Origin of the sequence: Rhizobium sp. BIGb0125 (assembly GCF_024810055.1) — a bacterium.
In the GTDB taxonomy this organism is placed as follows: Bacteria; Pseudomonadota; Alphaproteobacteria; order Rhizobiales; family Rhizobiaceae; genus Agrobacterium.
The window spans coordinates 340,312-354,317 of sequence record NZ_JANUDV010000001.1; the positions used below are offsets into that span (position 1 = coordinate 340,312).

Sequence of the window (14,006 nt, forward strand, 5' to 3'; positions counted from 1 at the left end):
AAACAGCGTGAAAGGCTATTTCTTCCCCTGTCGTCCAAAGGCGAATGCGTGGCTGGGATAGACGCCGGTTTTCAGGTTATGGGGCTTCCGGTGCACGCAGTGGATATTGATGGCGTGGTGGTATCAGGTGGTGAACCACGGCGATGACCACAAGCAAGGCGCTGCCAGCCAGAACGACCAGAAACAGATCCTGTCCTTCAAGGTGCGAGCCGTAAGCGACAAGCGGTACGGCGCCGGCCGGTGGATGGGTAACGCGCAGCAGCAGCATTCCGGCAATAGACAGTCCAACCGCAATTGCCGAAGCCCACCAGATGCCAGGGAGGAACTGCAAGGCAAGGCTGCCGACCAGGGCTGCCAGCAAATACCCGCCGATGACATTTGCCGGTTGCGCAAGCGGGCTTTTGGGCTGGCCGAACAGCAAAACCGCTGTCGCTCCAAAAGGTGCGATCAATAACGGAATGCCTGTCTCCACCGTCAAACCACCCACGGCCAGCATGGCGGCAATGGCACCAATCCCCGATTTGACGTGATGATGTGCCTGTCCTTTAGGCTCATGGCGGTGGATGTAATGCCGCAAGTGGCGTCGCATGAAATTTTTCCGGCTTAAAATTATGCAATTGCCGTTTAATAGACCGAAGAGTGCATGTTTTCCAAGCAAAGTCTTTATGAAACTCGTCCGTTTCTGCGAATATATTTGCGCCTGTGGCGATCGCTCTTACCCACGATCGACGCTTGAGACAGGTGCGGTCCGTCTCTGTGGCTGAAATAAAAAAGACGCGGGGAGACTATGGTCTCCCCGCGTCCTGTTTTGACGTTTGATATTTTTTAGTCTTCGTTGGCAGCGAGCTGCGACAGGACCTGTCCACGACCGCGGATACGCATGACCAGCGGGATGATGAAGGCGGCTGCGGCAACAATGAACAGGCCAACGGCAATCGGCGACGTGAACAGCACGACAGGATCACCCTGACCAATGGCCAGTGCGCGACGCAATTGCTGTTCGGCCAGCGGGCCAAGGATCAGGCCAACGACAGCAGGTGCGATCGGATAACCGAAGATGCGCATGATGTAGCCAAGAATACCGAAGCCGAGCAGCATGCCCAGTTCGAACACCGAAGGGTTCGCACCGATCGTGCCAAGCGTCGCAAACAGCAAGATGCCCGCATAAAGCCATGGCTTTGGAATAGTCAGCAGCTTAACCCAAAGGCCAATCAGCGGCAGGTTGAGAACCAACAACATGAAGTTGGCAATGAACAAGCTGGCAATCAGACCCCAGACAAGCTGCGGGTTGGTGGCAAACAGCAGCGGGCCGGGTTGTAGGCCGTATTGCTGGAAGCCGGCCAGCATGATGGCGGCAGTCGCCGTGGTCGGCAGGCCAAGTGTCAGCAGCGGTACCAGTGTGCCGGCGGCAGATGCGTTGTTGGCAGCTTCCGGACCGGCTACGCCTTCAATCGCGCCATGGCCAAATTCTTCCGGATGTTTTGAAAGCTTCTTTTCAGTGGCATAGGACAGGAACGTGCCGATTTCCGCACCACCGGCAGGCATTGCACCAATCGGGAAGCCGATCAACGTGCCGCGCAGCCATGGTTTCCACGAGCGAGCCCAATCCTGGGCATTCATCCACACGGAACCCTTTACGGCTTCGATCTTGTCCGGGCCGCTTTGTCCCTGTGCAACGATGAACAGCGTCTCGCCAATCGCGAACATGGCAACGGCGAGCGTCGTCACTTCGACGCCATCGAGCAGATCTGGAACGCCAAAGCTCATGCGAGCCTGACCGGTCAACTGGTCGATGCCGACAATGGCAAGGGCAAAGCCGATGAACAGCGAGGTGAGGCCGCGCAGCGCAGAATCACCAAAGGCTGAAGACACGGTGACAAATGCCAGAACCATCAGCGCGAAATATTCGCGTGGTCCGAACACCAGTGCCAGCTTGACGATATAGGGTGCAATGAAGGCAAGGGCGATCGTGGCAATGAGGCCAGCCACGAAGGAGCCGATGGCGGCGGTGGCAAGAGCCGGTCCCCCACGCCCCGCTCGGGCCATCTTGTTGCCTTCCAGCGCCGTCACAATGGACGCACTTTCACCGGGTGTGTTGAGAAGGATCGAGGTGGTCGAACCACCATACATGCCGCCGTAGTAGATACCGGCGAACATGATCAGCGACCCCGCAGGATCGAGCTTGTAGGTGACCGGCAGCAGCAATGCGACAGTCAGCGCAGGGCCAATGCCGGGAAGAACGCCGACAGCTGTGCCAAGCGTTACGCCGATCAATGCATAAAGCAGGTTCATCGGCTGCATTGCGACCTCTAGGCCGTGAAGCAGAAATTCAAATGTATTCATGGACGAATGTCCCCCTGTCGGGTGGAGTGTTACCAACCGCTTGCACAAAAGCGATTGTCACTCCCTGTTTTTCAATCAAGAAAAGAAGGCCGGTTCCGATTAGAAGAACAGGCGTTCCAAAGGCCCAGCTGGCAGTGAAAGCTGCAGGAACTGTGCAAATATCACCCAGACGACGAAGCTGATGGCGATGCCGACGGGGATCGAATACCACAGCTCCCGTTTGCCAAAGGCGCGGGCAGTGAAGGCAAACAGAATGCCTGTTGCGATGGAGAAACCGGCGGTTTTCAGCAGCAGCATCTGCCCGGCCAAACCAGCGATAACCCAGATGACGGCGCTGGTTTCCTGCTTGTCCCGCTTGGGGAACTCACCACGCAGAGCTTCCACGACTGTCCAGATGGCAAGGCCGACAAGACAGAATGCGATGGCGTAAGGTACGGTGGCTGGACCAACAGGCGAATAACCGGACACGCCTGCAAGGCGTGTGGAGTCCATGAAGATTACAGCAGCGATGGCAACGAGTGCAGCGGCTATAACCAGCGCCGCCCGGTCAGGGCGGCGCTTTTGAGAGTTGGATGAGTTAGAACCCATGCTCATTTTACAAGTCCGATGTCTTTGAGAATAGCCTGAGTGGATTCAACATCCTTGTCGAGCTGTGCCTTGAAAGCATCGCCAGCAAGGTATGTGTCCTGCCAGCCCTTGGTCTTCAGGGTGTCCTGCCAGCTCTTGGACTTCACCAGCTTTTCAACGTCGGCATTGATTGCTGCTTCCTGATCTGCAGACAGGCCAGGAGCCGCTGCGACCATGCGCCAGTTTTCAACCACGACATCAAGGCCGCTTTCTTTCAGGGTTGGTCCGTCAACGCCTTCGATGCGCTCTGCGCTCGACACGGCCAGAAGGCGAAGTGTGCCAGCCTTGACCTGGCTTTCAAATTCACCGTAGCCGGAAATGCCAGCTGTCACCTGCGAGCCGAGGATGGAAGCGAGTGCTTCACCGCCGCCTGAGTAGGCGATGTAGTTGATCTTGGTTGGATCAACGCCAGCAGCCTTGGCGATCAGGCCAACTGCGATGTGGTCGGTACCACCAGCTGAACCGCCACCCCAGGAAACGCTGCCCGGATCTTTCTTGAGCTGCTCGATGAGGTCACCCATGGTCTGCAGCGGAGAAGAGGCCGGAACGACAACGGCTTCATATTCGCCGGTCAGACGGGCAATCGGTGTCACGTCCTTCAATGTCACTGGCGAATTGTTGGTCAGGATGGCACCAACCATCACGTAACCGCCAACGATCAGAGCATTTGGGTTACCCTTCTGCTGGCTTGCAAACTGGGCAAGACCGATCGTGCCACCGGCACCTGGTACGTTCTGTACCTGTACGCTCTTGGAGATGCCTTCATCCTGCAGCGAGGTCTGCAACGAACGCGCGGTCTGGTCCCAACCGCCGCCTGGGTTTGCTGGTGCTATGATCGTGTAATCGGCTGCTGCGGCAGGAAGAGCCAAAGCACCGGCGATAATGGAAGCAAGTACGAAATGTTTCAAAAGCGAACCCTCCTTGATAGCCCATCGGGCTTCGTTGTTTTGGCGGAAGGAGAACGCGGGCAAATGTAGACACGCTGCCATCACAGGGCAGTTTGTTCATTCGCGATAGATATTTCCTCCCGCATCTTCGTTAAGCCGCCTCCACGGCCGAAGAGTAGAAGCAGAGCACCATAGAAAGCTGACATTTAACTGACGCAATCCCCGGCTTTGCCAATTTAACATTCATTAATTTTTGGATGACGTCCAGTTTTTACCTGATAACCGGCTTTGGCGGGTGTTTATTGCAGGCGCAAGGCCTCGTTCCAGCGGGCAATCAGCCGATTGCGCTTTACCTGATCCAGATAAACCATCAGGCCAAGGCTGACAGGAACGGGCAAAAGCTGGGCGCCATGAATGGCCTGCATGGTGTTGGCGGTATTGTCTCCGGCGACATCCGGATTGACGGCCGGAATTTGCAATCGCGTTGACAGGATTGTCTGGCCTTCCCGGGACATGAAATATTCCAGATATTTACGGCCCAGTTCCGGGGAGTTGGCGGCCTGTGGCACAAGGCCGATTCGTGACATCACCACCGTATAATCCTTGGGCAGCACGATGCCGACGTCCGGGTGGCGGGATGCCCAGTCGGCTGCGTAGGAGCCGAGAATATTGTAGCCCAGCACGAATCGTCCGTCGGCAATGCGCTCCAGAATGGCGGAGCTGTTGGAGTAGAGTTTTACGCCGGCCGCCCCCATGTGTTGGATGACGGACCAGATATCGGCAAATTGTTCCTGGTCCCGCGACATGAACAGGAAACCGACGCCGGAACGTTCAATGTCATAGGTGGCGATGCGCCCATGCACGTCCTTGGCATGGTGCTCAAGATAATCGACAAATTCGGCGCGGGTGGCCGGTGGTTTTTCGGTGGTGAAACTCGGCTTGTGATACACAAAAACTGCCGGTTCAAAGGTCAGGGCATAGGCGGTATTGCGCCAGTTGGCCCAGCTTGGCCATTTTGCGCTGAGCGGCAGGTCGCTGCGTTGCGCATAACCGTCATTGCTCAGTTTGACCTGCAAATCCATGGCCGAGGAAAAGGCGAAGTCGGCGGTTTTCTGCCCAGCATCGGTTTCCTTGACGATGCGGTCATAGATCTCACCGGTCAGCAAATCCTCATAGGACACCGTCACATCCGGGTTCTGTCTCTGGAATCCTTCGATCATCGGTGCAGCCAATGGCTCATCCAATGAGGAATAAACGATCAATACCGGTGCATCCGGATTGCCGGATGGTGCCGGAAACACAGTCGGTTTGGCCAGAGCAGGTGCTGCGAAAGAGAGACCCAGGCAGAGACAGAGAAGAATACGCATGAAAATATCATGCCGCACCAGCTTTGCGTGCACAAGCGTCTGCCCCTGTGATTGCCGCACGGCTGACGGACCGATGTCACGCGTAGACGCTCTAACTCCTTGAAACTGTGCATCATGCCCAAACGAAATTCGATTCCGATTTTCAAATCGATGCGTTAGGGTGCGCGGTGAGGGCAGGAGATTGATTTGCGTATATTGCTGGTCGAAGACAATCAGGTTCTGGCGGACGGTCTGGTCGCTTTGCTGCGCGGCAGTGGCTATGCCGTGGATTGGGTATCGGATGGCACGTCGGCCCTGGCTGCGACTGCGACGGAAAGTTTTGATCTGGTCATTCTTGATCTCAATCTGCCGGAAATGGATGGCATTTCCGTGTTGCGCTCCATGCGGGCGCGGCAGGAAAGGGCTGCCGTACTGATCCTGACGGCGCGTGGCTCCCCGGAAGAACGCGTCAAGGGGCTGGACCTTGGTGCCGATGATTACATGATCAAACCCTTTGATGTCAGCGAGCTTGAGGCACGGGTGCGTGTTCTGCTGCGCCGTCAGGCGGGTCTGCGCTCTTCGACCGTCAGTTACGGCAAGGTATCGTTTGATCTGACCTCGCGCACCTTTAGCGCTGAGGGTGTGCCGCTGGATATTCCGGCGCGTGAACTTGGCATTCTGGAACTGTTGTTCATGCGCGCTGGCAAAGTGGTTGCCAAGGAGGCTATCATGCAATCGCTGGCCGGATTTGATGACGAGTTGAGCGGCAATGCCATTGAGCAATATGTCAGCCGTCTGCGTAAACGCCTTGCGCCCCATGGGCTGACCGTCAAGACGGCACGCGGCATCGGGTATTATCTGGAGCGTCTGCCGGAGATTGCCGAATGACAGGCGGAGCCTACTCGCTCCGCAAGCGCCTGTTGGGCTGGCTTCTGTTTTCGACGGCAATTATCGGCACTGTTGCCCTGACGGACACCTATTCAGAGGCGGTCAAAACAGCAAATGTGGTGTCGGATCGTGTGCTGGCGGGCTCTGCCCTAGCCATTGCCGAGCGGGTTGCCGTGTCTGAGGACGGCAAGCTTGAGGTCGACATTCCCTACGTTGCATTGGAGATGCTGACATCGGCGGCACAGGACCGGGTGTTTTACCGTGTTGACGGTTCGCACGGAGAATTCCTGACCGGTTATCAGGGTCTGCCGTCAGTTTCGCCTGAAGAGCCGAATGTGGCGATTTTCGAGGATGCGTTTTTTCGAGGTGAACCGATTCGTGTCGCTGTCATGCAGCGATCCGCTTCGACCGGCATCAATTCGGTGCCGTTTACCGTGACCGTTGCTGAAACCACCATTGCCCGCCGCCAGCTTGCGCAATCCATTCTGTTTCGTTCTGCCCTGCGCCTATTGGCGATGATTGTCGGAGCTTCGGTTATCGTGTGGGTGGCGGTGACGATTTCCTTGCGGCCGCTGTTTCGGCTGAGTGAAGCGATTGCCGAGCGCAATCCGAGCGATCTCCATCCTATTGACCAGAAGGTCCCGGTGGAGGTGCAAAACCTCGTTGATACTGTCAATTCCTTTATGGTGCGCCTGAATGCGGCGCTGGAAGCGCTTCGACATTTCACCGGTAATGCCAGTCACCAGTTGCGCACGCCGCTGGCGATCATCCGCACTCAGTTGGCGCTTTCCGAGCGGGCGGAAACATTGGCGCAGGCCAAGGAAGCAGCGCGGAAAGGCGATGAATCCGTTGCTCATGCCGAGCATATTCTGGCGCAGCTTCTGCGCATGGCAAAAATCGATGCGGCAGGATCAGGTGAGCCGCAGGCGCTGTCACGCATCGATCTGGTAGAAGTCGCCCAGACAATAACTGCAGAGTATATTCCTCAGGCGGCGGAAGCTGGTGTCGATCTGGGTTTTGAGGGTGAGGGAACCGTTGCCGTTCTAGCCGAACCGTTGTTGATCGGCGAGCTGCTGGGCAACCTCATCAGTAATGCCATTGCCTATGCCGGTGATAATGTTGAGGTGACAGTGCGCGCTTACCGTAGTTCTGCGGGGCAAGTCTGCCTTGAGGTGGAGGATAACGGGCAGGGCATCGCGCCTGAAAAACGCGACATGGTGCGTCAGCGTTTTGCCCGTGGGGATGGCAATCCAGCTCCCGGTGCCGGTCTGGGGCTGGCTATTGTCGAGGAAATTGCCCACCTGTTTGGCGGGCAATTGCTGCTGGATGCCGGTCAGAACGACAAGGGTTTGAAGGTCACCGTGCTGCTGCCCACAGCCGGTTAATCTCTTATCATCCCATGCGCTCGGATGCGTAGCTGCCGGGGCTTGGTGGGAAAACGACCGTGCGGTTGCCGTTGATAAAGGTGCGGTGATGGATATGCGCGTGGATGGCGCGTGCCAGCACCTGGCTTTCGACATCGCGGCCCAGCGACACATAGTCATCGGCGCTTTGTGCGTGGGTAATACGGACGGTTTCCTGCTCGATGATCGGACCTTCATCAAGGTCGGCCGTCACGTAATGGGCAGTTGCGCCAATCAGCTTCACGCCGCGCTCATAGGCCTGCTTATAAGGGTTTGCGCCCTTGAAACTTGGCAGGAACGAGTGGTGAATGTTGATGATCTTGCCGGACATTTTCTGGCAGAGCTCATCGGACAGCACCTGCATGTAACGGGCAAGAACGATCAGTTCTGTACCAGTCTGTTCGACCAGATCCAACAACTGTGCTTCGGCCTTCGGTTTGTTATCCTTGGTCACCTTGATGTGGTGGAAAGGAATGTCGTGATTGACGACAACTTTCTGGTAATCGAAGTGGTTGGAGACGACACCGACGATATCGATTGGCAGTGCGCCGATCTTCCAACGGTACAGCAGGTCGTTCAGGCAATGGCCAAACCGCGACACCATCAACAGCACTTTCATGCGCTCGGCCGAGCTTTCGATCTTGGCATCCATGCCGAATTTCTCAGCGACGGGTGCAAAGCCCTCGGTGATGGCTTCGCGGCTTTCGCCCTGTTCGGAAATGAAGCTGACCCGCATGAAGAACATGCCGGTCTGAAGGTCATCGAACTGCGAACTGTCGACGATGTTGCAACCCTTGTCTGCCAGATAACCCGATATTGCCGCCACGATGCCGCGGGTGGATTTGCAGGTTACAGTCAGAACATAAGTCGTCATCAGTCTATTCCTCTGGAAGCGCCATTTCCGGTGCCTCTGGTTTTACGTCACGCGCCACAATTGGGGCGTCCTGCATTAGCGCAGTCGCTGGCCGTGGCATAGTGGCTTTGTCGCAATTTGAATATCCGCGACATGTGTGCGAGCGGAAGAGCGATCAAGCGCCCATAGTCATACGGTGCTTGCTGCCGTTCTGTGTTGCGCAAAACGACATCGGATAACGAGTTTCTGACGTGAGATGAAAACGCCCCGCCTGATATCACCATCAAACGGGGCGGAAACCGATGCCGTTCAGGCCCGGCGAAGGCGCATCAGTGGGCGACCCCGACGGTCGCGTAACTCCAGCTGATTGCTGCGCGGGCTCAAATCATAGCCGCGTGCTTGCTCAAGCGCGGAAAGAAACGCTCTTTCCTGTCGCATGATTGGCGGTTCGCAGGCCATTTGCGTGGAAATGGCGCGACTGAAATCAATCTCGCGGCGGTTTACTCTGAGTTCGGCACCAAAACCATTGCAGCCGGTGTTGCCGGATACGCGGTTATCAGGCCCAATTTGCAGGACCGGTGGTTTTCTGTCGGTAACACGCTGACCTGCAATGTCGACGACAACCCAGGAGCCGACCAGAGATGGTTCACGGTCCGGCTCCGGCCGTGGTGACGCACCGGCACGTTCAAGCATCAGGTCCGTGGTCTCGCGGCGATTGTTGAGGATCGGGTAGTTCTGCGTGGTGGTAAACAGCAGGCGGCGACCATCGCGGATTTCGGCGCGAAGCGCATAACGTCGGTTGGGGCGGATGTCTCGGTCATTGTAACGAATAACATAGGGAATAGGTACGTTGCGTCCCGGCAGTGGGGTGGTTTCTGCAATGATGCTGAAACTTGCGCCAGCGCGTGAGACATCAATCAACTGAACCGTGACTGTCGCAGAAGGTGGTAACGCCATGCGCTCACGGTAGCTGACTGTGCCGCGAATGGAGGCCGGGGCTGCAAGCGATGGTGATGCAACCAGAACGGCGGACAGGCCAAGAAGGCTGGCAAAGCCGCGGCGAGAGATTGGCGTTTTGCCAATCAGTGTATTTTTGTTGGTCATTTCCAAACCCCCATGATCACGATGTGCGAATATTCGCCTTCGATAATAAGGAAGCCAGATGAATCCGGGATGAACTGCCCGGATAAGCAACGCTGCCGGGCCGTGGCTGGCAGCGTTGTTGTTGTTTAGCGTGACAGACTGTCGCGCAAAGTCTCGAACTTCGAAAGCTGGTCTGCCTTCAGTTCCTTGTTTTCATCACGACGGACAAAAACCTTGAACATGGCCTGACCACTGGCATTCATGAACCATACGGAGCAGGAGCGACGGCCGTGGAATGCGCGGTCGACAAAGCTGATGGCGTGACAGTTGTCCTTCTTGATGTGGCCACCAATCGGGCTGTCGCCGTGAATGTTGAACCAGCCATGGCTTTCGGTACCTTCCGGCAGAAAACCCGGTACTTCCAGCACGATGTCGGCGGTCTGCACGATCATCAGGACTTCGCCCCAGGTCATCATGTCGGACCAGATTGCGGAGAACTGTTCGGCCGGAATGGTGACTGCAGCGCCCGGCGGCAGGATTTCCAGAACTTCGGCCGGCGTGACGTCTGCCTTGCCGGCAATCGCCTCAACGATGCCGTCAGGCTTCTCGTTCAAGGCGGCAAGGGCTCTCTCACGACGCTCAGGCGTGTTGTATGCCACAGCTGTCATGGTTTCCTCATGCCGCATCAAAAATGCGTTGGCCGTTCTTGTCGTCGTGAATGATCACGTCAAAACCTTCAAAATGCGGACCGGAGAGGTATTCGACCTTGCCACGGTTGTTGCCGGCATTGGCATGTGCTGCACGGAACTGCTCGGACTTGGTCCATGCGGTGAAATCTTCGCGGGTTTCCCAAACGGTATGCGAGGCATACAGCGTGTGGTCGTCAGACTTAGGGCCTTTGAGCATGTGAAACTCGACATAGCCCTTCAATTCGTTGAGCTGCGTCTTGCGCTCGCGCCAGATCGTTTCAAACGCTTCCTCAAAACCCGGTACCACGCGAAAGCGGTTCATTGCGATGAACATCCAATAACTCCCTTGACTGAAATAAGTTTCCTGTAATTGTCAGGATATAGGTGGTTCCCAGGGTTGAAAAGCCCGCATGTGCAAGAAATCCAGTGGTTTTTGACAGTTTTCATTTCTTGGTTTGTCTACTCTTGCGCGGGTTTTTAAACATGTGTACCAAACTCCACTTAAATGAACTGCCCATGGCAGCTTGCCTCTTATCTGGATGAAAAGCTCATGATGTCTTCAAAACGTTCGCTTCGATCTCTGGCTTTCGGCGTGTTCATGCCGGTGGCGCTGGTAACATCCACTTTTGCGCAGGCGGCCGATGGCGGTAACGTCAAGGCACAACGTATCGTGTCTGTCGGTGGCACCATTACGGAAATCCTCTATGCGCTCGGCGCGCAGGACCGCATCGTGGCACGTGATTCCACCAGCAGCTTTCCTGTTGATGCGCTGGCCAAGCCGGATGTCGGCTACATGCGTGCGCTTTCCGCTGAGGGCATTCTGTCACAGAAGCCCGATCTCATCCTGACGGAAGACGGTGCTGGCCCGGCCGATGTTCTCAATATTCTCAAGGACAGCGAAGTGCCCGTCGTGACAATCGACACTCCGCCATCGGGTGCCGCGATTGCCAAGAAGATCCAGGATGTCGGCGCTGCCGTTGGTCTTGAAGACAAGGCAAAGAACCTGGCGGAAGAAGTGGACACTGGTCTAGCAGCCCTTGCCAGGGATGTTTCGGCGGTTGGCGAGAAGAAAAAGCGCGTACTGTTCGTGCTGTCGACCGCGGGTGGTCGCATCATGGCCGGCGGTCAGGATACAGAAGCTGCGGCCATTATCGAAATGGCCGGTGGTGTAAATGCTGCGTCGGCGATTACCGGTTACAAGCCGCTGACCGACGAGGCTGTCATAGCAGCAGCACCTGACGTGGTGTTGACCATGGCGCGTGGCAATCATCAGGCCTCTCCCGATGAAGTGTTTGCGCTGCCTGCATTCCAGAGCACACCTGCCGCAGCCGACAAGGCTCTGATCAGCATGGACGGTCTTTATCTGATCGGTTTTGGTCCGCGCACACCTGCGGCGGCACATGAACTGGCCTCCAAGTTGTATCCGGATGTGGTGAAGCCGTGAAATCGCTTGCCGTGACGCCTGCTACAGCTCCCGTTGAAGGCAACAGATCGCGCGTTGGCGGCATTGCACTTGCCGTGCTTGTCGGCCTGTTGTTTCTGGCCTGTCTGGTGTCGCTGGTCAGTGGGCCAACCGGGGTAGGGCCGGCAGAAATCTGGGCCTATTTCACCGGTCATGCGGCCGATATGGAACCGCGTGACCGGATTATTCTTGAAGCCGTGCGTTTGCCGCGCACCGCGCTTGGCCTTCTCATTGGTGCTGGGCTTGGTGTGTCCGGTGCCATGATGCAGGGTCTGTTCCGCAACCCGCTGGCCGATCCGGGTATTGTCGGTGTCACCTCGGGTGCTGCCTTGTTTGCGGTTGCCGCACTGGCGCTGGGTGGTGGCATGCTTGCGCCGCTGGCGGAATTTTTCGGTTCGCAGTTCCTGCCGGTCATGGCGTTTTTTGGTGGCCTGATCAACACCATCCTTCTGTATGTGATTGCTACGCGCAACGGTATGACGTCAACCACGACGCTGGTTCTGGCCGGTATCGCGGTGGGAGCCTTGAGTGGTGCCCTGACCGGTCTGATGATTTTTGTCGCCGATGACCGTGCGCTGCGCGACATCACCTTTTGGAGCCTCGGCTCACTGGGTGGCGCAACGCCTGCAAAAGTTCTGGCGACACTGCCGTTTATTCTGGTGGTTCTGGTCATCATACCCTTTGTTGCCAAGGGGCTGGACGCACTCATCCTGGGTGACGCGGCTGCCTTCCACATGGGCGTGCCGGTCCAACGCTTGAAGCGTCTGGTCATTCTGGCGGTTGCTGCCGCCTGTGGGGCAGCTGTTGCGGCGGCCGGCTCGATCGGTTTTGTCGGCATTGTCGTGCCGCATCTGCTGCGTCTTGCCATTGGTCCCTCGCATCGCTTTCTGCTGCCGGCATCAGCGCTGGGTGGTGGCGCGTTGTTGTTGCTGGCCGACAGTTTTGCCCGCACGGTTGCTGCGCCTGCCGAGCTGCCGATCGGCATCGTCACGGCGCTTATTGGTGCACCGGTGTTTCTGTTCCTGCTGTTTGGCAAGGGCGGTATGGGTATGAGGAACCTGTCATGATCACGGCAAGCGGTATCAATCTCACCCGTTCGGGACGCAGGCTGCTCCACGAAGTTTCATTGAAACTCGAGCCGGGCAAGTTCAATGTGATTATCGGCCCGAACGGTGCCGGAAAGTCGACCTTGATGAAGGTGCTGTGTGGAGAAACCAAGCCGGATGTCGGCACCGTTTCTTATGGTGGGGCGGACATAAACCTGTTCTCGCCTCGGCAACTGGCACGTCAACGTGCAGTGCTGCCACAAAACACCACATTGGCATTTCCGTTTACTGCGTTTGAAATTGTCCGAATGGGCGCTGTTGCCTATGGCGGCCTGGATCCTGACGCACAGGCCCAGACGGCGCTTGTCAATGTCGGTCTGCGTGGCTTTGAAAGCCGTTCTTATAATTACCTGTCTGGCGGCGAACAGCAGCGTGTGCAATTTGCCCGCGCTTTGGCGCAGGTCCCGCATTCCGTTGAAGACGGTGAGGCGCGGGCGCTGTTTCTTGATGAGCCCACCGCAAGCCTCGATATCGGCCATCAGATCAGTGTTCTGGAGACAGCACGTGATTTCGCTGAGAAGGGCGGTCTGGTACTGGCCATTTTGCACGACCTTAATCTTGCGGCGGAGTTCGCAGATCACCTGATCGTGATGCACGATGGCAGGATCACTGCGCAGGGCGCATCCTTCGACACGATCAGCGATGAGACCATTGCCCGGGTCTATGGCATTGGCGGTGCGGTGGGACGTCTGCCGGCGGCGCACATCCCCTATGTTTTACCGCAGTCACGCCACAGATAACGGGTCAGAATTCAAGCCTTTGGTTCCGGCCGCGTGACGATGAAGGCGGCGGAACAGAGCATGACAACGAGTACAATTACCGCCCGCAAGGCGGGTGGATCTGTGGTGAACCAGAAGATCGCGTAGCTGGCGGTCATAACGGAGACGGCGGCAATCTTGGCACGGCGGGCAATCGAGCCAGTTTCTTTCCAGTTGCGCAGAGACGGGCCAAAACGCGGGTGAGACAGCAGCCATGCTTCGAGTTTCGGGGACGAGCGGGAAAAACACCAGACGGCTAAAAGCAGGAACGGCGTGGTCGGCAGAACAGGCAGGAACGCACCAGCAACGCCGGTCGCCACCATAATCCATCCCAAACAGAGATACACGTACCGCATGTCGTTTGCTGCCTTTTGTCTTTATGAGTGCAATTCTCATGATAGGCTTGTGATGTCTAGGTTTGACCTTTGTTTTTTGAACAAATGGCGTGAGACACATTGGCTAGGACGCCGCGTAAAAGGCTTGAAATAATCAGCCCGTTTTCGTTTCACAGGTGAGGCTGGGTGCTGTCACAGCGGGTAGGATATGTGAATTTGCGTCGCC

General features: G+C 56.8%; 15 protein-coding genes. 5 read left to right on the forward strand and 10 right to left on the reverse strand.

Annotation, left to right across the window (positions count from 1 at the left end):
• Nucleotides 1-76: 76 nt before the first annotated feature.
• The 5 genes from M2418_RS01530 to M2418_RS01550 form a co-directional block, all read right to left on the reverse strand.
• Nucleotides 77-589 (reverse strand): HPP family protein, encoded by a 513-nt coding sequence (locus M2418_RS01530; RefSeq protein ID WP_259143292.1) that lies wholly within the window; start codon nucleotides 587-589, stop codon nucleotides 77-79.
• Nucleotides 590-825: 236 nt separating this feature from the next.
• Nucleotides 826-2,343, reverse strand: a complete 1,518-nt coding sequence (locus M2418_RS01535; RefSeq protein WP_259143293.1) for a tripartite tricarboxylate transporter permease — start codon at nucleotides 2,341-2,343, stop codon at nucleotides 826-828.
• A gap of 99 nt (nucleotides 2,344-2,442) precedes the next feature.
• Complete coding sequence (locus tag M2418_RS01540) at nucleotides 2,443-2,937, reverse strand: tripartite tricarboxylate transporter TctB family protein (protein WP_259143294.1); 495 nt, start codon at nucleotides 2,935-2,937, stop codon at nucleotides 2,443-2,445.
• Entirely contained in the window at nucleotides 2,934-3,878 is a 945-nt protein-coding gene (locus tag M2418_RS01545) for a tripartite tricarboxylate transporter substrate binding protein (protein ID WP_250982141.1), read from the reverse strand. Before M2418_RS01545 ends, M2418_RS01540 begins: the two co-directional genes overlap by 4 nt.
• A 278-nt stretch (nucleotides 3,879-4,156) precedes the next feature.
• Complete coding sequence (locus M2418_RS01550) at nucleotides 4,157-5,224, reverse strand: ABC transporter substrate-binding protein (protein ID WP_250982140.1); 1,068 nt, start codon at nucleotides 5,222-5,224, stop codon at nucleotides 4,157-4,159.
• Between the two features lie 186 nt (nucleotides 5,225-5,410).
• Here M2418_RS01550 and M2418_RS01555 point away from each other — a divergent pair, with 186 nt between their 5' ends.
• A complete protein-coding gene (locus M2418_RS01555; protein WP_250982139.1) occupies nucleotides 5,411-6,091 on the forward strand; it encodes a response regulator transcription factor in 681 nt (226 codons plus the stop codon).
• Nucleotides 6,088-7,476 carry a sensor histidine kinase gene (locus tag M2418_RS01560; protein ID WP_259143301.1) on the forward strand — a complete coding sequence of 463 codons (1,389 nt, stop codon included), beginning with the start codon at nucleotides 6,088-6,090 and terminating at the stop codon, nucleotides 7,474-7,476. Before M2418_RS01555 ends, M2418_RS01560 begins: the two co-directional genes overlap by 4 nt.
• 7 nt (nucleotides 7,477-7,483) lie before the next feature.
• Here the strand turns inward: M2418_RS01560 and purU are convergent, their stop codons facing one another.
• The 4 genes from purU to M2418_RS01580 all read right to left on the reverse strand — a co-directional run bounded on the left by purU (nucleotide 7,484) and on the right by M2418_RS01580 (nucleotide 10,453).
• On the reverse strand, nucleotides 7,484-8,368 hold the full coding sequence (gene purU, locus M2418_RS01565) for a formyltetrahydrofolate deformylase (protein ID WP_192488195.1): 885 nt from the start codon (nucleotides 8,366-8,368) through the stop codon (nucleotides 7,484-7,486).
• Nucleotides 8,369-8,656: 288 nt separating this feature from the next.
• Nucleotides 8,657-9,451, reverse strand: a complete 795-nt coding sequence (locus tag M2418_RS01570) for a YbaY family lipoprotein (protein ID WP_259143306.1) — start codon at nucleotides 9,449-9,451, stop codon at nucleotides 8,657-8,659.
• Between the two features lie 125 nt (nucleotides 9,452-9,576).
• The gene (gene hutX, locus M2418_RS01575) at nucleotides 9,577-10,098 is read right to left on the reverse strand and encodes a heme utilization cystosolic carrier protein HutX (RefSeq protein WP_259143309.1); all 522 of its coding nucleotides are present in this window, start codon (nucleotides 10,096-10,098) and stop codon (nucleotides 9,577-9,579) included.
• A 7-nt stretch (nucleotides 10,099-10,105) separates the two neighbouring features.
• Entirely contained in the window at nucleotides 10,106-10,453 is a 348-nt protein-coding gene (locus M2418_RS01580; protein ID WP_192488197.1) for an antibiotic biosynthesis monooxygenase, read from the reverse strand.
• Nucleotides 10,454-10,669: 216 nt separating this feature from the next.
• Here M2418_RS01580 and M2418_RS01585 point away from each other — a divergent pair, with 216 nt between their 5' ends.
• From M2418_RS01585 to M2418_RS01595, 3 genes are read left to right on the forward strand one after another with little or no spacing between them, the layout of a single operon-like run.
• On the forward strand, nucleotides 10,670-11,563 hold the full coding sequence (locus M2418_RS01585) for a hemin ABC transporter substrate-binding protein (protein ID WP_259143310.1): 894 nt from the start codon (nucleotides 10,670-10,672) through the stop codon (nucleotides 11,561-11,563).
• Nucleotides 11,560-12,648 (forward strand): iron ABC transporter permease, encoded by a 1,089-nt coding sequence (locus M2418_RS01590; protein ID WP_259143311.1) that lies wholly within the window; start codon nucleotides 11,560-11,562, stop codon nucleotides 12,646-12,648. Before M2418_RS01585 ends, M2418_RS01590 begins: the two co-directional genes overlap by 4 nt.
• Nucleotides 12,645-13,427 (forward strand): heme ABC transporter ATP-binding protein, encoded by a 783-nt coding sequence (locus tag M2418_RS01595; protein ID WP_259143312.1) that lies wholly within the window; start codon nucleotides 12,645-12,647, stop codon nucleotides 13,425-13,427. The genes M2418_RS01590 and M2418_RS01595 overlap by 4 nt, the downstream gene beginning before the upstream one ends.
• 11 nt (nucleotides 13,428-13,438) lie before the next feature.
• Here M2418_RS01595 and M2418_RS01600 read toward each other — a convergent pair whose 3' ends face one another.
• Entirely contained in the window at nucleotides 13,439-13,801 is a 363-nt protein-coding gene (locus M2418_RS01600) for a YbaN family protein (RefSeq protein WP_259143313.1), read from the reverse strand.
• Between the last annotated feature and the right edge of the window lie 205 nt (nucleotides 13,802-14,006).